Source organism: Caballeronia sp. SL2Y3, assembly GCF_022879575.1.
Taxonomy (GTDB): Bacteria; Pseudomonadota; Gammaproteobacteria; order Burkholderiales; family Burkholderiaceae; genus Caballeronia.
Window position 1 is genome coordinate 756,495 of the sequence record NZ_CP084260.1, and the last position, 17,944, is coordinate 774,438.

The 17,944-nt window shown below is 65.7% G+C and carries 15 protein-coding genes; 2 read left to right on the forward strand and 13 right to left on the reverse strand.

Annotation, left to right across the window (positions count from 1 at the left end; all coding sequences use genetic code 11):
• Positions 1-45: 45 nt before the first annotated feature.
• The 8 genes from LDZ26_RS03585 to LDZ26_RS03620 all read right to left on the reverse strand — a co-directional run bounded on the left by LDZ26_RS03585 (position 46) and on the right by LDZ26_RS03620 (position 7,333).
• Positions 46-1,239 carry a pyridoxal phosphate-dependent aminotransferase gene (locus tag LDZ26_RS03585; RefSeq protein WP_244848196.1) on the reverse strand — a complete coding sequence of 398 codons (1,194 nt, stop codon included), beginning with the start codon at positions 1,237-1,239 and terminating at the stop codon, positions 46-48.
• 20 nt (positions 1,240-1,259) lie between these two features.
• Entirely contained in the window at positions 1,260-1,694 is a 435-nt protein-coding gene (gene nusB, locus LDZ26_RS03590; RefSeq protein WP_175939794.1) for a transcription antitermination factor NusB, read from the reverse strand.
• The gene (ribH, locus tag LDZ26_RS03595) at positions 1,691-2,200 is read right to left on the reverse strand and encodes a 6,7-dimethyl-8-ribityllumazine synthase (protein WP_175939795.1); all 510 of its coding nucleotides are present in this window, start codon (positions 2,198-2,200) and stop codon (positions 1,691-1,693) included. Before ribH ends, nusB begins: the two co-directional genes overlap by 4 nt.
• 49 nt (positions 2,201-2,249) lie before the next feature.
• On the reverse strand, positions 2,250-3,416 hold the full coding sequence (ribBA, locus tag LDZ26_RS03600; RefSeq protein WP_244848197.1) for a bifunctional 3,4-dihydroxy-2-butanone-4-phosphate synthase/GTP cyclohydrolase II: 1,167 nt from the start codon (positions 3,414-3,416) through the stop codon (positions 2,250-2,252).
• Between the two features lie 132 nt (positions 3,417-3,548).
• The gene (locus tag LDZ26_RS03605) at positions 3,549-4,163 is read right to left on the reverse strand and encodes a riboflavin synthase (RefSeq protein WP_244848198.1); all 615 of its coding nucleotides are present in this window, start codon (positions 4,161-4,163) and stop codon (positions 3,549-3,551) included.
• A gap of 27 nt (positions 4,164-4,190) precedes the next feature.
• Positions 4,191-5,312 carry a bifunctional diaminohydroxyphosphoribosylaminopyrimidine deaminase/5-amino-6-(5-phosphoribosylamino)uracil reductase RibD gene (gene ribD, locus LDZ26_RS03610; RefSeq protein WP_244848199.1) on the reverse strand — a complete coding sequence of 374 codons (1,122 nt, stop codon included), beginning with the start codon at positions 5,310-5,312 and terminating at the stop codon, positions 4,191-4,193.
• A 27-nt stretch (positions 5,313-5,339) separates the two neighbouring features.
• Positions 5,340-6,623 (reverse strand): glutamate-1-semialdehyde 2,1-aminomutase, encoded by a 1,284-nt coding sequence (gene hemL / locus LDZ26_RS03615; protein ID WP_244848201.1) that lies wholly within the window; start codon positions 6,621-6,623, stop codon positions 5,340-5,342.
• 152 nt (positions 6,624-6,775) lie between these two features.
• Entirely contained in the window at positions 6,776-7,333 is a 558-nt protein-coding gene (locus tag LDZ26_RS03620) for a hypothetical protein (protein WP_244848203.1), read from the reverse strand.
• A 174-nt stretch (positions 7,334-7,507) separates the two neighbouring features.
• Here LDZ26_RS03620 and LDZ26_RS03625 point away from each other — a divergent pair, with 174 nt between their 5' ends.
• Positions 7,508-8,719: a Bcr/CflA family multidrug efflux MFS transporter gene (locus LDZ26_RS03625; RefSeq protein ID WP_244848204.1), complete on the forward strand. Its 1,212-nt coding sequence runs from the start codon at positions 7,508-7,510 to the stop codon at positions 8,717-8,719.
• A 432-nt stretch (positions 8,720-9,151) separates the two neighbouring features.
• On the opposite strand, the gene LDZ26_RS03630 is transcribed toward LDZ26_RS03625, so the two are convergent.
• From LDZ26_RS03630 to LDZ26_RS03650, 5 genes are all read right to left on the reverse strand, one after another.
• The gene (locus tag LDZ26_RS03630) at positions 9,152-11,278 is read right to left on the reverse strand and encodes a prolyl oligopeptidase family protein (RefSeq protein WP_244848205.1); all 2,127 of its coding nucleotides are present in this window, start codon (positions 11,276-11,278) and stop codon (positions 9,152-9,154) included.
• Positions 11,279-11,392: 114 nt separating this feature from the next.
• On the reverse strand, positions 11,393-12,511 hold the full coding sequence (locus LDZ26_RS03635; protein ID WP_244848206.1) for an ABC transporter ATP-binding protein: 1,119 nt from the start codon (positions 12,509-12,511) through the stop codon (positions 11,393-11,395).
• A gap of 49 nt (positions 12,512-12,560) precedes the next feature.
• On the reverse strand, positions 12,561-13,418 hold the full coding sequence (locus LDZ26_RS03640; RefSeq protein WP_244848207.1) for a carbohydrate ABC transporter permease: 858 nt from the start codon (positions 13,416-13,418) through the stop codon (positions 12,561-12,563).
• Positions 13,408-14,349 carry a carbohydrate ABC transporter permease gene (locus LDZ26_RS03645; RefSeq protein WP_244848208.1) on the reverse strand — a complete coding sequence of 314 codons (942 nt, stop codon included), beginning with the start codon at positions 14,347-14,349 and terminating at the stop codon, positions 13,408-13,410. The genes LDZ26_RS03640 and LDZ26_RS03645 overlap by 11 nt, the downstream gene beginning before the upstream one ends.
• Positions 14,350-14,569: 220 nt before the next feature.
• On the reverse strand, positions 14,570-15,823 hold the full coding sequence (locus LDZ26_RS03650) for an ABC transporter substrate-binding protein (RefSeq protein WP_244848209.1): 1,254 nt from the start codon (positions 15,821-15,823) through the stop codon (positions 14,570-14,572).
• A 602-nt stretch (positions 15,824-16,425) separates the two neighbouring features.
• Between LDZ26_RS03650 and zwf the strand changes: the two genes are divergently transcribed.
• Positions 16,426-17,886: a glucose-6-phosphate dehydrogenase gene (gene zwf, locus LDZ26_RS03655; protein WP_244848211.1), complete on the forward strand. Its 1,461-nt coding sequence runs from the start codon at positions 16,426-16,428 to the stop codon at positions 17,884-17,886.
• Positions 17,887-17,944 lie beyond the last annotated feature (58 nt).

A 17,944-nucleotide genomic window follows, 5' to 3' on the forward strand; every position in this document is an offset into this window, starting at 1 on the left:
GCACCTCATGCGGGTGCCCTTTTTGTCGTTTGCGTCGAGTAGTGGTCAGCGACTGAACAAGTCCCCGAGCCGCGACACCGCTTCTTCCAGCTTCGAATACGCCGTCGCATACGAGAGCCGGATGTAACGGTCCGGCGCGTGAAAGCCGAAATCCGCGCCCGGCACGAGCACGACGCCCGCGTCGTGCAGCATGGAACGCGTGAGCCTTTCGCTGTCTCCGGCGGCGGGATGCGGCACGCTCGTCGTATCGGCGTAGACGTAGAAAGCGCCGTCGGGCACCACCGGCACGCCGAAACCGAGCGAACGCAGCGCCGGCACGATGTAGTCGCGCCGCCGCTTGAACTCCAGCCGGCGCGCTTCGTAGATGGCGAGCGTCTCCGGCTCGAAGCACGCGAGCGCCGCATGCTGCGCCAGCGCCGATGCGCAGATGAACAGATTCTGCGAGAGCTTCTCGACCGCGCCGACCATCGCGGGCGGCACCACGAGCCAGCCGAGCCGCCAGCCGGTCATGTTGAAGTACTTGGAGAAGCTGTTGACCGTCACCACGTCGTCGCCGAAGGAGAGCGCCGACACGCGCTTCGCGTCGTAGCTCAGGCCCTGATAGATCTCGTCGACGATGGTGAAGCCGCCGCGTTCCCGCACTTTCCCGACGATGCGCCGCAATTCGTCCGGCTCGATGGAGGTTCCCGTCGGGTTCGACGGCGACGCGAGCAGCACGCCGCGCGTCGCGCTTGTCCAGTGCGCTTCGACCTGATCGGCGGTGAGCTGGAAGCGTTCGGCCGGGCCGCTCGGGATCAGCACCGGCTTGCCGTCCGCCGCCGACACGAAGTGCCGGTTGCACGGATAGCACGGGTCGGGCATCAACACTTCGTCGCCGTTGTCGACGAGCGCCATGCACGCGAGCAAGAGCGCCGCCGACGCGCCCGCCGTCACCACGATGCGCGCGGGATCGACGGCGAGGCCGAAGGCGTCGCGGTAATGCGCGGCGATCGCCTCGCGCAGCGCGGTGACGCCGAGCGCATTCGTGTACTGCGTGACGCCGCGCGTGAGCGCGTCGGCGGCGGCGCGCGTGACCGGCGCGGGCGCGGTGAAGTCCGGCTCGCCGATGCCCATATGGATGATGTCGCGTCCGGCGCGCTCCAGCGCCTGGGCGTCCTTCATCAGTTCCATCACGTAGAACGGCTCGATGGCGTCGACGCGGGAGGCGAGCCGCATGAGCGGCTCAGAGGCGGTATTCATGCCGTCGATCCCGTTTCCCGTTAGCCGCGGCCGCGCGCCTGCGCTTCGGCAGGGCGCATGGCGACGGCGAGCTTGTCCAGCACGCCGTTCACGTACTTGTAGCCGTCGGAGCCGCCGAAGGTCTTCGTCAGCTCCACGGCCTCGTTGATGACCACGCGATACGGAATGTCGATGTGATGCTTGAACTCGAACGCGGCCACGAGCAGCACCGCGCGCTCGACCGGCGACAACTGGTCGATCGGGCGGTCGAGGCACGGTTGCAGTTCGGCGGAAAGCGCATCGGCTTCCTTGATGACGCCGTGCAGAATCGCGTCCAGATGTTCGTGGTCGGCCTTGTCGAAGCCCTGCGCGTTGCGCAGTTGCGCGTCGATCTCGCCGCCGGGCGCGCCCGACAGCAGCCATTGGTAAAGCCCTTGCGTCGCGAGTTCACGCGAGCGGCGTCGTGCGCTCTTCATGCGCGGTCCTCGTCTTCGTCTTCGTCGTCTTCTTCGTCGCCGCCGAGCTGTTCCAGCGCGACCGACAGGTTCGCCATTTCGACCGCCACGCGCGCAGCGTCGCGGCCTTTTTCGGTCATGCGCGCGACGGCTTGTTCGTCGTTTTCGGTCGTGAGCACCGCGTTCGCCACCGGAATGCCGAAATCGAGCGCGATGCGCGAAATGCCCGAGCCGCTCTCGTTCGACACGAGCTCGAAGTGATACGTTTCGCCGCGCACGACCGCGCCGAGCGCGATCAGGGCGTCGAACTGGCCGGATTCGGCGAGCTTTTGCAGCGCGAGCGGAATTTCGAGCGCGCCCGGCACGGTCACGAGCAGCACGTCCTCGCCGATCACGCCGAGGCGTTCCAGCTCCTCGATGCATGCGTCCGCGAGGCCGTTGCACACCGGTTCGTTGAAGCGCGACTGCACGATGCCGATGCGCAGGCCGTCACCGTCGAGGTTCGGCTGGTATTGTCCGATTTCCATGTAGAGATCCGTTGGTTTGGAATAAGTTGAATGCAGCGGCTGTCGTGAATCAGGCCGAACGCAGATGCGCGACCGTGCCGTCCGTGGCGCTCGCCGCCGTCGCGGGGCAGCCGGGCATCGGAATGAAGCCGGTCACTTCGAGCCCGTAGCCCGACATGCTGCCCAGGCGCCGCGGATTGGCGAGCACCTGCATCTTGCCGACGCCCAGATCGCGCAGAATCTGGGCGCCGATGCCGTACGTTTTGAAGTCGATCGGGCGGCGCTGGGGCTTGGCCGCTTTGTCGCTTTCGTCGAGCGCGCGGAAGGTTTCGACCAGATGCTCGCGGCTGTCGCCGCAATTCAACATGACGATGGCGCCGAGATCGCGCGCGGCGATTTCCTTCATGGCGGCGTCGATGGTCCAGGAGTGCGTGGACGCGTCGATCTCGAGCAGATCCAGCACCGACAGCGGTTCGTGCACGCGCACCGGCGTTTCGCGATCCGGCGACGGCGTGCCGCGCACGAGCGCGATATGCGGCGAGCCGGTCGGTTCGTCGCGATACAGCACCGCGCGGAAGGTGCCGTGCGCGGTCTGCATGGTGCGCTCGCTGACCTTCTCGATGATGGATTCGGTGCGGCTGCGATAGTGAATCAGGTCCGCGATGGTGCCGATCTTGATGCCGTGCTGCTCGCCGAACTCGATCAGGTCGGGCAGACGCGCCATTTCGCCGTCGTCGCGGATCACTTCGCAGATCACGGCGGCGGGCGTGAGGCCCGCGAGCGCGGTCAGGTCGCAGCCGGCCTCCGTATGCCCCGCGCGCACGAGCACGCCGCCCGGCTGCGCCATGATCGGGAACACGTGGCCCGGCTGGACGATGTCCTCGGCGCGCGCATTCGCCGCGACCGCCGCTGCGATGGTGCGCGAGCGGTCGGCGGCGGAAATGCCGGTGGTCACGCCCTCGGCGGCTTCGATGCTGACGGTGAACGCCGTGCCGTACTGCGTGCCGTTGCGCTGGGTCATGAGCGGCAGGTTGAGCAGCTTGCAGCGTTCCTGCGTGAGCGTGAGGCAGATCAGGCCGCGGCCGTAGCGCGCCATGAAGTTGATCGCTTCGGGCGTGATGAAGTCGGCGGCGACGATAAGATCGCCTTCGTTCTCGCGATCTTCTTCGTCGACGAGGATCACCATGCGGCCGGCCTTGAGCTCGGCGATGATTTCTGGAGTGGAAGCGATCGACATGGTGGCGTCCCGGCAGGTCTGTTTGGGAAAGGCCTGTATTTTACGCCACGGCCGATGGACAGTTGTCGGGAAAACGCGGGGCGGGGCGGCGGTGTTGCGTGCTGTGTCGATGAGCGTTGCTTCCGTGCCGCCTCACCCCGCCGACATCATCCTCTCCACATACCGCGCGATAAGATCGATCTCCAGATTCACCTTCGCGCCCGCGTGAAGCGCCTTCAACGTCGTCACTTCGACCGTGTGCGGAATCAGATTGATGGAAAACTCGCAGCCGTCCGCGCCATCCTCCACGGCATTCACCGTGAGGCTCACGCCGTTCACGGTCACGGAGCCCTTGTAAGCCAGATACTTGCCGATGTCCTTCGGCGCGACGATGCGCAATTCATGCGATTCGCCCACGCGCTCGAAGCGCGACACCGTGCCGAGCCCATCGACGTGGCCGGAAACCAGATGCCCGCCCAGCCGGTCGTGCGCGCGCAGCGCCTTTTCCAGATTGACCTCTGCGCCCGCATCGCCCAGGCCGACCGTCTTGTTCAGGCTTTCGCGCGAGACGTCGACATCGAACGCATCCGGCGTCTTCTCGATCACCGTCATGCACGCGCCCTGAATCGCGATGCTGTCGCCCAGTTCGACATCCGCGAGATCGAGGCCGCCCGCCGCCACCCGCAGACGCACGCCGGCTTGCGGCTCCGTACCGAGCGGCGTGACCTTTTCGATGCGGCCTACCGCCGCGACGATTCCTGTAAACATGAAGCGCGTTCCTTTATCGAAGCGTGTTTAGAGCAGCGGACCGGCGACGTGCGCATCGGCGAAGCGCGCCAGAATGCGCAGATCGTCGCCGAGCCGGTCGATGCGATGAAACTTGAGATGCGGCCGCGCATCGAGCGTGGCGGGCGGCGCGAAGTCGAACATGCCGGGCGCGCTGCCGAGCAGGCTCGGCGCGAGATACACCAGCAGTTCATCCACGCAGCCTTCGCGCAAGAGCGAGCCGTTCAGCTTGTGGCCCGCCTCGACGTGCAATTCGTTGATGCCGCGATCGGCGAGCGCCGTGAGCATCGCGGGGAGATCGACCTTGCCGTGCTCGTTCGACAACTCGATCAATTGCGCGCCCTTGTCGCGCAGCAACTCGGCGCGTTGGGCGTCGGCATTGGCGGAATGGAAGATCCACGGCGGCGCGCCGTCGAGAATGCGCGCGTCCAGCGGGACGTCGAGCCGGCTGTCGATCAGAACGCGCTGCGGCTGGCGCGGCGTGTCGACCGCGCGCACGGTGAGTTGCGGATCGTCCTCGCGCACCGTGCCGATGCCGGTCAGGATCGCGCAGGCGCGAGCGCGCCAGGCGTGGCCGTCGGCGCGCGCGTCTTCGCCGGTGATCCACTGGCTTTCGCCCGACGGCAGGCCGGTGCGCCCGTCGAGCGTCGCCGCCACTTTCATGCGCACCCACGGGCGACGGCGCGTCATGCGCGAGACGAAGCCGATGTTCATCTCGTGCGCCTCGTTCGCGAGCAGCCCGCAGCGCACGTCGATGCCCGCGTCGCGCAGCATCGCGAGTCCGCGCCCGGAGACCGTCGGGTTCGGGTCTTCCATCGCGGCGATGACTTTCTCGACGCGCGCGTCGATCAGCGCGTGCGCGCAGGGCGGCGTGCGCCCGAAGTGGCTGCACGGTTCGAGCGTCACATAGGCGGTCGCGCCGCGCGGGTCCTTGCCGCGCGAACGGGCGTCTTTCAGCGCGCGCACTTCGGCGTGATCCTGGCCGGCCGGCTGCGTGAAGCCCATGCCGATCACTTCGCCGTTCTTGACCAGCACGCAGCCGACGCGCGGATTCGGCGTCGTCGTGTACATGCCGCGCGAGGCGAGCGCGAGCGCGCGCTCCATGTAGGTGAAATCGGATTGCGAGAACATCGCGGCGGCCCGTTGCGCGACGCGGCCTTAAACCGCGAGCGACGCGAACGCGCCACGCGCGGCGTCGAGCGTCGCGTCGAGCACGGCGTCGTCGTGGGCGCTGGACACGAACCCCGCTTCGAACGCGGACGGCGCGAAGTACACGCCGGCATCGAGCATCGCGTGGAAGAACGCGTTGAAGCGCTTGGTGTCGCCCTTCGCGATCTGCGCGAAGCTGCCCGGCACGGAATCCATGAAGTACAGGCCGAACATGCCGCCGATGGAGTCGGCGCAGAAGGGCACTTTCGCTTGGCGGGCGGCGGCAGTCAGCCCGTCGACGAGCTTGCGCGTCTTCTTTGCGAGGTCGTCGTAGAAGCCTTCGCGCTGGATGATCTGCAATGTCTTCAGACCCGCCGCGACCGCGATGGGATTGCCCGAGAGCGTGCCCGCCTGATAGACGCCGCCGAGCGGCGCGAGATGCGCCATGATGTCGCGTCGTCCGCCGAATGCCGCCGCCGGCATGCCGCCGCCGATGACCTTGCCGAGGCACGTCAGGTCCGGCTGGATGCCGTACACCTGCTGCGCGCCGCCGAGCGCGACGCGAAACCCGCACATCACTTCGTCGAAAATCAGCACGGAGCCGTACTCGTTGCAGCGTTCACGCAGCGCGTTCAGGAACTCGGGCGTCGCGCGCACGAGGTTCATGTTGCCCGCGACCGGCTCCACGATCACCGACGCGATCTCCGCGCCGAACGCAGCGAACGCCTCGTTGAGTTGCTCGACGTTGTTGTATTCGAGCACCGTCGTGTGCTTGGCGATGTCCGCGGGCACGCCCGCCGACGTCGGATTGCCGAAAGTCAGCAGGCCCGAGCCCGCCTTCACCAGCAGGCTGTCCGCGTGGCCGTGATAGCAGCCCTCGAACTTCACGATGCGGCTGCGGTTCGTGAACCCGCGTGCAAGACGCAGCGCGCTCATCGTCGCTTCGGTGCCGGAAGACACCATGCGCACCTGTTCGATCGACGGCACGAGCTTGCAGATTTCCTCCGCGATCTCGATTTCAGCTTCGGTCGGCGCGCCGAACGAGAAGCCGTCCGCGAGCACGCGCTGCACCGCTTCGAGCACTTCCGGGTGCACATGGCCGACGATCATCGGCCCCCACGAGCCGATGTAGTCGATATAGCGTTTGCCTTCGGCATCCCAGAAGTACGGGCCTTGCGCGCGCTCGATGAAGCGGGGCGTGCCGCCGACCGAGCGAAACGCCCGCACCGGCGAATTCACGCCGCCGGGAATGGTTCGCTGAGCGCGTTCGAAGAGGGCTTGGTTCTTGGACATGGAGAAGGCCTGCGCTGAAAGTGGATGCAAGACACGCGACCGGCTTACGCGGCGAAAGACGCCCCGCGGCGCGATGAAAGCACGGCGCCGATGCGCGTCCGGTGCGACAAATGTTGCCTGAAATTGTACCGGAGTCGTTGACGGGGAGCCGGTTACGGCTGGCGCGTTCGCGCGGGCTTGCGCGGCGGCGCGTCGCCGGCTGCGCGGGCCTGGCGCGCGCTTGCTTTGCTCGGCATCGCGGGAACGGGATTGCTCAACGCGGGCGGACGGCCGCGGCGGCCGGTGCGCTCGGTCCAGAGCTTTTCGAGCGCGCCCTCGGCCATCGGCTTGATGAGCGTGCCGGAGCTTTGCGCATCCCACGTCTGCACGGAGAACGGGTGCGCCCGCAACTCGTCGCGCGTGACGACGACTTCTTCGTGTGCATCGGCGAGCCAGTCATACACGAAGTCGATGCATAGCCGATACCCGCGCTTCGACTGCGCGTCCGGCACCTCGTACGGCGCGCGCGTCACGTAGCCCGAGCCGAACACGCCCTTCGGCTCCTGCGCCACGCGATGCACGAACACGCGATCGCCGGGCATGAGGCCGCGCGCCGTGCCGCAGCCCCAGACATCGGCGACGGCTTCGCCTGCCGCCACGCGGCGCGCGATGTCGGGCAACTCGGGCCACGGCCATTTCTTCGGGCTCCAGATCAGCAAAAAGGCGGTCATCCTGTCGTGGCAAGGGGGCAAGGGCGCAAGGCGGAAAGGGCAGGAGCGGTGAGCTTAGCGCACCCGGCCGAATCGGGGCGTCGCGTACAATGGCCGCTCGCTTCGAACGCTTCCCCGATAGCTGCAACCACCACGACGGGCCATTGAGCGCCCGTCCTCTTCCTTGCACACTCGATGTCAGACACCACCCGCCGCCGGCCCGATGGCCGGCTGATCCTGTTGCTCGGCGCGCTCGCCGCATGCGGTCCGCTGTCCATCGACATGTATTTGCCGAGCCTGCCGTCGCTCGCCGCCGCGTTCGGGACGAGCCCGGCCGCCGCGCAAAGCACGCTGACGAGCTTCATGTTCGGCTTCTCGTTCGGCATGCTGCTGTACGGCCCGCTGTCCGACGCCTACGGCAGGCGGCCGATTCTTCTGGGCGGCATCGCGTTGTATGCGATCGCGAGCATCGCCTGCGCGACGGCGTTTTCCATCGACGCACTCGTGTTCGTACGCTTCCTGCAGGCGCTCGGCGCGGGCGCGGCGTCTGTGCTGGCGCGCGCCATCGCCCGCGACGCGCACGCGCCGTCCGACGCCGCCCGCGTCCTGTCGATGCTGTCCATCGTGACGTCCATCGGCCCGCTGCTCGCGCCGCTGATCGGCGGGCAACTGCTGCTGCTCGGCGGCTGGCGTGTGGTGTTCGTTGCGCTCACGCTCTTCGGCACGCTGTGCGCGGTGACCGCGTTCCTGCGCGTGCCCGAAACATGGCCGAAGGAGAAACGCGCGGGCGCGGCGCTCGGCACGTCGTTCGCGGCATACGGGCATCTCTTGGCCGATACCGTCACGTGGGGCCACGTGCTCTGCGGCGGCATGGCGTTCGCGTCGATGTTCGCGTACATCACCGCGACGCCCTTCGTCTACATCGACTATTTCCACGTCAAGCCGCAGCATTACGGGCTGCTGTTCGGGCTCAATATCGTCGGGATCATCGGCGGGAACGTGCTCAACACGAAGCTCGTCGGGCGCGTGGGCGCGATGAAGATGATCTCGGCAGCGGCGTTCGTCAGCGTCGTGGCGGCGATCGTGGTGGCGTTCGTCGCGCTGACGGGCTGGGGCGGCTTGTGGTCGATCGTCGCGAGCCTGTTCTTCGTGGTCGGCGTGGTCGGTCTCCTGTCCGCCAATTGCACGACGGAACTCATGCACCGGTATCCGCGCAACGCGGGCGCGGCCGCCGCCGTCTTCGGCGCGATGCAGCTCGCGCTCGGCGCGCTGGCGAGTCTCGCCGTCGGCCTCTTTCACGACGTCTCGCCGCACGGCATGGGCATCGTGATCGGCACGTGCGGCGTGCTGACGTTCGCCGGGCGCACGCTCGTGATGCGCTCGCACGCCGCGCCCGTGCGTGTCTGAGATCAGGCAGTCGCGCGGCGCGCGGGCGAAAAAAAACCTCGCGCGATGGCGAGGTCAATCTGGGTCAAAGGTGCTTCAAACTCGACTCATGCCGCCTTGGGTCAGAAGGCCGCGCGGTCGAGCGGTTTTCAGTGGGCAGTATTCGTCCGGGTCAAAGGTGAATACTCGCTCGATTCGGCTTGGGCGATAGGCGTCTGCTCCTGTCGAGAATCGGGTGCCTGGGTCAAAGGTGTTCCCGATCGGTTCGTTTCGGTCGAAAAGTCAGTCAACCATTCCCGTTGCCGCGCACCTTCTGTCGAGGAAGGCGTTTCGCCGGATCAACAAGGAATGGTTGAACTATAGGCGGGCCGTAAGCTCGGCTATATCGAACGAATTCGAATCGTAAGAGAGCGACCCTTTTTCACCGAAACGCGCCGTTGCGCCCCGTGCGGATCACCGTGTCGGCGGCAGCGGCCCGACAACCGACGCGAGGAACGTGAACGCCGCAGCCTCCGCCTGCGCGACGGCTTCCGGCTCGACGCCCGCGCCGTGCCCGCCTTCGCCCGTTTCCTGATACCAGACGTTGTCGTGGCCTTGCGCCTGCATCTTCGCGACCATCTTGCGCGCGTGGCCCGGATGCACGCGGTCGTCGCTCGTGGATGACGTGAAGAGCGCCGGCGGATAGACGGCATCCGCTTTGACGTTCTGATACGGCGAATAAGCCATCAGATGCGGGAGATCGGCGGCGTCGTCCGGATCGCCGTACTCGTCGATCCACGACGCGCCTTGCAAAAGCGTATGAAACCGCGCCATGTCGACGAGCGGCACTTCGGACAGCACCGCGCCGAAGCACTCCGGCCGCTGCACCATGCACACGGCGGTGAGCAGGCCGCCGTTGCTCGCGCCGCGAATGGCGAGCTGCTTCGCCGTGGTGACGCCGCTTTCGACGAGCGCCTGCGCGACCGCCACGAAATCGTCGAACGAGACTTGCCGGTTCTCGCGCAGCGCCGCCTGATGCCATTGCGGACCGAACTCCCCGCCGCCGCGAATGTTCGCCACCGCGTACAGGCCGCCGCGCTCCAGCCACGCGATGCCGGTCGTCGCGTCGTAATGCGGGTCGAGCGCGACTTCGAAGCCGCCGTAGCCGTAGAGGAGGCACGGCCGCGCTTGCTGCGGCGTTTGCGCATCGACATCGCGGCCGATCAGCCAGTACGGAATGCGCTCGCCGTCGGGCGCAATTGCGTGGCGGCGCACGGCGGTGAGCCCGGTCGCGTCGAACTGCGCGGGCAGGCGTGCGAGCAAGGTCCACGGGGCGTCGCTGGCAAGATCGGCGTGATAGAGCGACGGCGGCATCAGGAAGTGCTCGACGTGAATGAGCACCGTGTCGTCGCGCTCGCTGTCGATGGAATCGACATAGCTCTGGCTCGACTCCGGCAACGCGAACTCGCGCGATTGCCACGCGCCGTCGACATCCGTGGGCGGGCGCCAGAGCGTGACGCGCGGCGTGCCGTCGTCCATTTGCGAGACGATCAGCCACTGCTTCGTGAAGTCGATGCTCGCCAGCACGCGCCGTTCGGCGGGCGTGAAGAGCGCGGTGAAGTTGCGCGAGCCGTCGAGAAACGCGTCGCGCCGGATCACGGTGAGCGAGCCTGCCGCGTGACGCCGGCCGCCCACGTTCCATTGCTTGCGCGGCGTGACGAAGAGCCAGCCGTTCCAGTGCTCGATCTCGACGTGCTGAGGCAAGTCGTACTGACGCCATTCGTTCGCGGTTTCGTCGAGCCAGAAGTGCAGCGTGTCGTAGAACGTCACGGCGCGCGACGCGAGATGCAGCTTTTCGAGCGGATCGTAGTCCGCGCCCGCCGACACGTCGCGGCGCGCGCCTTCGAACACGACGGGCGCATCCGCGAGCGGCGTGCCGCGCTTCCAGCGCCGCGCCTGACGCGGAAAGCCCGAAGTGGTGAGCGCGGGCCGCGCGCTCGTCTTGCTGTCGTCCCAGCCGACATAGACCGTATGGCGGTCGATCCACGAAATGTCGTGCTTGCCGACTTCCGGCAGCACGAAGCCGTCTTCGACAAAGCGGCGTTCCTCGATATCGAACTCGCGCACGATGCAAGCATCCGATCCGCCCGGCGACAGCGACACCAGCGCGCGGTCGTAGCCGGGGTAGAGCATGTCGAAGTCGGCGAGCGCCCAGCGCGTGTCGTCGCGCTCGTTCGTGTTGAGGTCGAGCGCATCGACATCGAGCACGATGTCCCATTCGGGCGTTCCGGCGAGCCACGTGCTCCACGGTGCGCGGCGCACGATGCCGAGCGGATGCGCGTCGTCCTGCCACGTGTTGTAGGCCCAGTCGCCGTAGCGCGAGCAGGTGACGATGCGATCCTGCGACGTGTACGCCTTCTCGAGCCGCGCGGCGAGCGCGCGCGCGTCGCGCGTTTCGCCGAACGCGGCTTCGGTGCGGCGATTCTGCGCATCGACCCAGGCTTGCACGCGGGTGTCGTCGAGCGATTCGAGGCCGATGAAGGGATCAGGGTTGTCGGCTTGCGGCCAGAGGAGCGAAGGGTGATCGGAGAGCAGGGACATGGCGCGGCGCATTCGAAAGCGAAACGCTGATTGTGCCGCATCGGCGCGACCGCGCCATCAAACAAAAAGCCGCGCACGAGGCGCGGCTTCGAAGCAGATTAGCGACGACGGCGCTCAGGCCAGCCGCTCTTCCGTCTTCGGATCGAACAGCACCGCCTTCGACACATCGAACAGCAGCGTCATGTTCGACAACGGCTGCGGATTGCTCGCCGGGTGCACGCGCGACACGATGCGCTTGCCGTTCACCTGCGCGAACACGAGCGTGTCCGGGCCGGTCGGCTCGATCACGTCGACGCGCACGTCCATCGGTTGCAGGCTCGCGTCCGCAACGTCGTGCGCGCTGCGCGCGTCCGTGATGCGCTCCGGGCGCAGGCCGAGCACCACGTCCTGACCGATCCTGCCGCGCAGCTTCGCGGCATCGAACGGCAGCTTCAGCACATTGCGCGCGACGCCCGTGTCCAGTTGCAGCCCGACGCCCGCGCCGGCCTCGACCAGCTTGCCGCTGATGAAGTTCATCGGCGGCGCGCCGATGAAGCCCGCGACGAATAGGTTCGACGGCGAGTCGTAGATTTCCTGCGGCGCACCGAACTGCTGCACGATGCCGTCCTTCATCACGGCGATGCGGTCGCCGAGCGTCATCGCTTCGATCTGATCGTGCGTCACGTAGACGATGGTCGTACCGAGGCGCTGATGCAGCAGCTTGATTTCCGAGCGCATCTCGATGCGCAGCTTGGCGTCGAGGTTCGAGAGCGGCTCGTCGAAGAGGAACATCACCGGATCGCGCGCGAGCGCGCGGCCCATGGCGACGCGCTGACGCTGACCGCCCGACAGTTGCCCCGGCTTGCGGTCGAGCAGATGGCCGATCTGCAGCGTCTCGGACACGCGATCGACGATCTTCTTCTGCTCGTCCTTCGGCACCTTGCGGATGTTGAGGCCGAACGAGATGTTGTCGCGCACGCTCATGGAAGGGTAGAGCGCGTAGGACTGGAACACCATCGCGATATCGCGGTCCTTCGGCGAGAGGTTGTTGACCGTCTTGCCGTCGATCTGGATTTCGCCCTTGGTGACGGTCTCCAGCCCCGCGATCATGTTGAGCAGCGTGGACTTGCCGCAGCCCGAGCCGCCGACGAGGATCAGGAACTGTCCGTCCTCGATGTCGATGTTGACGCCCTTGAGAACCGGCACCCCGTTCGGGTAGGTCTTGTACACGTCACGGATGGAAAGGCTTGCCATGCTTGAATCCTCTATGTTGTCTCTTCAGCGGGAAGCGCGTTCGTTGCGCTCAACCCTTCACCGCGCCCGCCGTCAGGCCGCGCACGAAGTAACGTCCTGCGATCATGTAGACGAGAATCGTCGGCAAGGCCGCGATGATCGCGCCCGCCATGTCCACGTTGTATTCCTTCACGCCCGTCGACGTATTGACGAGGTTGTTCAGCGCCACCGTGATCGGCATCGAATCCACGCCCGAGAACACGATACCGAACAGGAAGTCGTTCCAGATCTGCGTGAACTGCCAGATCAGGCAGACCATGAAGATCGGCAGCGAGACGGGCAGCAGGATCTTCGTGAAGATCGTGAAGAAGCCCGCGCCGTCGATGCGCGCCGCCTTCACGAGTTCAGCCGGAATGCTCACGTAGAAGTTGCGGAAGAACATGGTCGTGAACGCGATGCCGTAGATCACGTGCACGAGCACGAGGCCGCTCGTCGTGTTCGACAGTCCGAGGAAGCCTTGCAGCCGCGCCATCGGCAGAAGAATGGCCTGGAACGGAATAAAGCAGCCGACGAGCAGCATCGTGAAGAACGCGTCCGCGCCGCGAAAGCGCCAGTGCGTGAGCACGTAGCCGTTGAACGCGCCGACGATCGACGAGATCAGCACGGCGGGAATCACCATGCGCACGGAGTTCATGAAGAACGGCTCCATGCCGTCGCAGCGCACGCCGGTACACGCTTCCTGCCACGCCTTCACCCACGGCGCGAAGGTGATATGCGTGGGCGGTGTGAGCAGGTTGCCGGTGCGAAGCTGGTCCAGGTCCTTGAACGACGTGGACAGCATCACGTAGATCGGGAACAGGAAGTAGAGCGCGAAAAGAATCAGCACCGCGTAAATGACGGCGCGGCTGATCGTCATCTTAGGCTGCATTGCGAGTGCTCCTCGATTCCAGATACATGAGCGGCACGAGAACCGCGACCACCGTGGCGAGCATCATCATCGACGAAGCGGCGCCGACGCCCAGTTGTCCCCGGTTGAACGAGAACGTGTACATGAAGATGGCCGGCAGCGACGACGACGTGCCCGGTCCGCCCGCGGTCAACGCGACGACGAGGTCGAAGGTCTTGATCGTGATGTGGCAGAGAATCAGCAGCACGGAGAAGAACACCGGACGCATGCTCGGAATCACGATCTTGCGGTAGATGGTCGGCAGCGTCGCGCCGTCCACTTGCGCGGCCTTGAAGATTTCGCTGTCCACGCCGCGCAGGCCCGCGAGGAAGAGCGCCATCACGAAGCCGCTCGATTGCCAGACAGCCGCGATCACGACGCAGAAGATGGCCTTGTCCGGGTCGCCGAGCCAGTTGAAGGTGAAGCTCGTCCAGCCCCAGTCGTGGAACACCTTTTCGATGCCGAGGCCGGGGTTCAGAATCCATTGCCACGCGGTGCCCGTCACGATGAACGACAGCGCCATCGGATAGAGAAAGATCGCGCGCAGCGCGCCTTCGTTGCGGATTTTCTGGTCAAGCAGGATGGCGAGGAAAAGGCCCAGACCGACGCAGATGGCGATGAACGGAATGCCGAACCAGCCGAGATTGGCGGCGGAAGTCCACCAGACGTCGTTGGCAAAGAGTTGACGGTATCGGTCGAAACCGGCGAACTCGTAGCGCGGCATGAGTCGCGATTCGGACAGCGACAGATAGCCCGTCACGGCGATGAAGCCATAGACGAAGATAAGCGCGATCACGATGCTGGGAGCGAGCACCAGCTTGGGAATCCAGCGATCGGCGAGCGCCGCCGTGGGCGAAGCGCGGCGAGGCTGGTGCGGACTCTTTTCCGCGGTACCGCTGAGGGAGGCAGTCACAACTCGACTCCTGGAAGATGCGCCGGCGCTTGAATGGCGCCATGACGCGCTTGAATGACGCTGACTTGCGCGCGCGGTGCGAAGGTGTGCTTTCGGATCGGCTGACTTCGGCACGACCGGCGCTTGGTACGCGTTTTGTACGACCTTGTGCGACGCTTCTGTGGCTCGGGCGGCGGGCGGCCGTATTGCGCCGCCTGCCGCCCGTCACGCTGCTACGTCCTTACTTCGTCTTGGCGGCGTTCGCGAGCGCCTGAACCGCGCTCTTCGAATCCTGCGACGAATTCATGAACTTCGTCACGACGTCGGTCATGGCGCCCGCGACAGCGTCGCCCTGAGCCATGCCGTGCGCGAGGGACGGAACATAGCCGCCCGACTTGATCGCCGTCTGTTCATCAGCGTAGGACTTCTTCGCGCAGTCGTCGAACTTGTCCATCTTCACGCCGAGACGCACCGGGATCGAGCCCTTGTTCAGGCTGAACTGTTCCTGGAACTCCGGCGACATGATGGTCTTCGCGAGCGCGAGCTGGCCCGGCGTGGCCGTCTTCTGGCCCTTCTGCTGGAAGAACACGAACGAGTCGACGTTGAAGGTGTACGCCTTCTCCGTGCCCGGCACCGCGGCGCAGATGTAGTCCGTGCCGGCCTTCTTGTTCGCGCCGGCGAATTCGCCCTTCGCCCAGTCGCCCATGAACTGCATGCCGGCCTTGCCGTTGATGACCATGGCGGTGGCGAGGTTCCAGTCGCGGCCGGTGCGGCCGCTATCGAAGTAGCCCTGGATCTTGCGGACGGTGTCGAACACCTGAACCATCTTGTCCGAGGTCAGCGTCTTCTGGTCCAGATCGACGATGGCCTTCTTATAGAAGTCCGCGCCCTGCGACAGCACGACGTCTTCCCACAGCGTCAGGTCTTGCCACGGCTGGCCGCCCATCGCGATCGGCATGATGCCCGCGGCCTTCATCTTGTCGGCCACCTGGAAGAACTCGGCCCAGGTCGTCGGCACCTTGCCGCCTGCCTTGTCGAGCGCGGCCTTGTTGATGTACAGCCAGTTCACACGATGCACCGAGAACGGCGCCGCGACGTAGTGGCCGTCAGCGTGGATGATCTTGTCGATTTCCGGCGGCAGGTTCTTCTTCCAGTCGCCGGCGACCGAGTCGATCGGCACCAGCACGCCTTGCTCCGACCATTCCTGGATCAGCGGACCCTTGATCTGAGCCGCCGACGGCGCGTTGCCCGAGATCACCTGGGTCTTCAGCGCGGTCATCGCCGCAGCGCCTGCGCCGCCCGCGACCGCGAAGTCCTTCCACTGATAGCCCTGCTTGGTCATGTCGTCCTTGAGCACGCCGACCGCTTTCGATTCGCCGCCCGAGGTCCACCAGTGCAGCACGGAAACAGCCTCGGCAGCCTGAACCGCCGACGCCGTCGCGCCGCACAGAAGACCTGCGGCGCACAGCGCGCCCATGAGCTTACGGACTTTCATTGTTTATCTCCTCCAGCACCTGAACAAGTAACGAGTGGCCCCTGATGTCGCCAGGAAGCGTTGAAAAAACGGTGGTTACACAACGGCAATGCTTGGGTGGCCGGGACTCGGGTGTCGGGGGTGTCGGCGGAAAAGCGCGCCACGCGGGCGATGCATGCGCGCGTGCGAAGCCGGCAGTCCGGTACCGATTAGTCGGCCGCACGGCTCTCAAGAGATGAGTAGGTCAAATCGCAACGACTGTCTCCTCTGCGAGCCGATGGCGTCATGCCTGTGCCGGCCCATGCTAGTGATTGCTTTTGATTTTTACCCGCGCACACGAGCCGCATTGCAAGCGGACGAGAGGGCGCAGGCACGAGGCGGTACACGTGTGAGACGCAGCCGGTGCATGGAAGCAGCGATTTCCGGTCTTCGCTAACATGAGTACGCGGTCGCCTTAGGGAAAACACTCAGCTTCTGATTGACAAGCCATTTTTTTCCCGGGTGACATTTCCTCTTGATTTGGATTGTAGTTAAACTACAATTCAGTGTCAAAAAAAATTTTGTCGAACTACGGTAGCCTTTCGTTCGACGTCCCACCGACTTCACAGGCGGCCTCAAAACCCATGCAAAGCGACTCGAATTTCATCTTCGTGCTCTTCGGCGGGACTGGCGACTTGTCCATGCGCAAGATTCTTCCGGCGCTGTTCGAAGCGCACCGGGCGGGCATGCTGGCCGCGTCGGGCAAGATCGTCGCGGTGGCGCGCGGCGCGCAGGCCCCCGGCGAATACCTCGCGTGGGTCGAGGAACACGTGAAGCCGCATGTGTCGAAGAAGGGCCTGGACGAGACCGCGTGGCGCAGCTTTCTGGAGCGCATCGAATACGTGCAGCTCGATCTCGGTCGCGCGGAAGACTTCGTGGTGTTGCGCGACGCGCTCGCCAAATACGACGGCACGCGCGTCTTCTATCTCGCGACCGGGCCGTCGCTCTTCGTACCCATCTGCCGCGCGCTGTCGGAAGTCGGTCTGAACCAGAACGCGCGCATCGTGCTGGAAAAGCCGCTCGGCTACGACCTGAAGTCGTCCAACGCCATCAACGACGCGGTCGGCGAGATCTTTCAGGAAGAGCAGATCTACCGGATCGACCATTACCTCGGCAAGGAGCCGGTGCAGAACCTCCTCGCGCTGCGCTTCGGCAATGCGCTCTTCGAGCCGCTGTGGCGGCGCGAATGGGTCGAGAGCATCCAGATCACCATCGCGGAAGAACTCGGCGTGGAAGCGCGCGGCGACTTCTACGACAACACCGGCGCGTTGCGCGACATGGTGCAGAACCATTTGCTGCAACTGCTTTCCATCGTGACGATGGAGCCGCCGCATTCGATGGATTCCGACTCCGTGCGCGACGAAAAGCTGCGCGTGCTGCGCGCGCTGAAGCCGATCGACGAACGCGACATTAGCCGCGTCGCCGTGCGCGGGCAGTATCACGCCGGCGTGATTCGCGGCGCATCGGTGCCGGCCTACGCGACGGAAGCCGGCGTGCGCCCCGACAGCAACACGGAAACCTTCGTCGCGCTGAAAGTCGAAATCGAAAACTGGCGCTGGGCCGGCGTGCCGTTCTTCCTGCGCACCGGCAAGCGGCTCGCGGACCGCGTCGCGGAGATCGTCGTGAATTTCCGGCCCGTGCCGCATTCGGCGCTCGGCGCGAATGCGTTGCGCGCGGGCGCGAACCGGCTCGTGATCCGCCTGCAGCCGAACGAGACGATTCGCCTCTACTGCCTCGCGAAGCAGCCGGGCGAGGGCATGAATCTCGCAAGCGTCCATCTGGACCTCGCGTTCGACCAGTTCTTCAAGGAAGGGCAGATGGAGGCGTACCAGCGGCTGTTGCTGGACGTGATCCACGGGCGGCTCGCGCTCTTCGTGCGTCGCGACGAGCAGGAAGCCGCGTGGCGCTGGGTCGAGCCGATTCTCAACGCGTGGGCGGCGTCCACGAACAAGCCCAAGCCGTATGCGGCGGGCACGTGGGGGCCGGCGGCGTCGAGCGCAATGCTCGCGCAGCATGGCACGTGCTGGCTGGAAGAAGAGAATTGAGGGCGTCGCGCTGACGGCTCCGTTCAGAGAGACGCCGCGCGCGCCAGCACACAAGACC

Bases quoted from the DNA above. Each gene is read 5' to 3' on its own strand.
- LDZ26_RS03585 (WP_244848196.1), bottom strand. From the start codon at position 1,239: ATGAATACCGCCTCTGAGCCGCTCATGCGGCTCGCCTCCCGCGTCGAC.
- nusB (WP_175939794.1), bottom strand. From the start codon at position 1,694: ATGAAGAGCGCACGACGCCGCTCGCGTGAACTCGCGACGCAAGGGCTT.
- ribH (WP_175939795.1), bottom strand. From the start codon at position 2,200: ATGGAAATCGGACAATACCAGCCGAACCTCGACGGTGACGGCCTGCGC.
- ribBA (WP_244848197.1), bottom strand. From the start codon at position 3,416: ATGTCGATCGCTTCCACTCCAGAAATCATCGCCGAGCTCAAGGCCGGC.
- LDZ26_RS03605 (WP_244848198.1), bottom strand. From the start codon at position 4,163: ATGTTTACAGGAATCGTCGCGGCGGTAGGCCGCATCGAAAAGGTCACG.
- ribD (WP_244848199.1), bottom strand. From the start codon at position 5,312: ATGTTCTCGCAATCCGATTTCACCTACATGGAGCGCGCGCTCGCGCTC.
- hemL (WP_244848201.1), bottom strand. From the start codon at position 6,623: ATGTCCAAGAACCAAGCCCTCTTCGAACGCGCTCAGCGAACCATTCCC.
- LDZ26_RS03620 (WP_244848203.1), bottom strand. From the start codon at position 7,333: ATGACCGCCTTTTTGCTGATCTGGAGCCCGAAGAAATGGCCGTGGCCC.
- LDZ26_RS03625 (WP_244848204.1), top strand. From the start codon at position 7,508: ATGTCAGACACCACCCGCCGCCGGCCCGATGGCCGGCTGATCCTGTTG.
- LDZ26_RS03630 (WP_244848205.1), bottom strand. From the start codon at position 11,278: ATGTCCCTGCTCTCCGATCACCCTTCGCTCCTCTGGCCGCAAGCCGAC.
- LDZ26_RS03635 (WP_244848206.1), bottom strand. From the start codon at position 12,511: ATGGCAAGCCTTTCCATCCGTGACGTGTACAAGACCTACCCGAACGGG.
- LDZ26_RS03640 (WP_244848207.1), bottom strand. From the start codon at position 13,418: ATGCAGCCTAAGATGACGATCAGCCGCGCCGTCATTTACGCGGTGCTG.
- LDZ26_RS03650 (WP_244848209.1), bottom strand. From the start codon at position 15,823: ATGAAAGTCCGTAAGCTCATGGGCGCGCTGTGCGCCGCAGGTCTTCTG.
- zwf (WP_244848211.1), top strand. From the start codon at position 16,426: ATGCAAAGCGACTCGAATTTCATCTTCGTGCTCTTCGGCGGGACTGGC.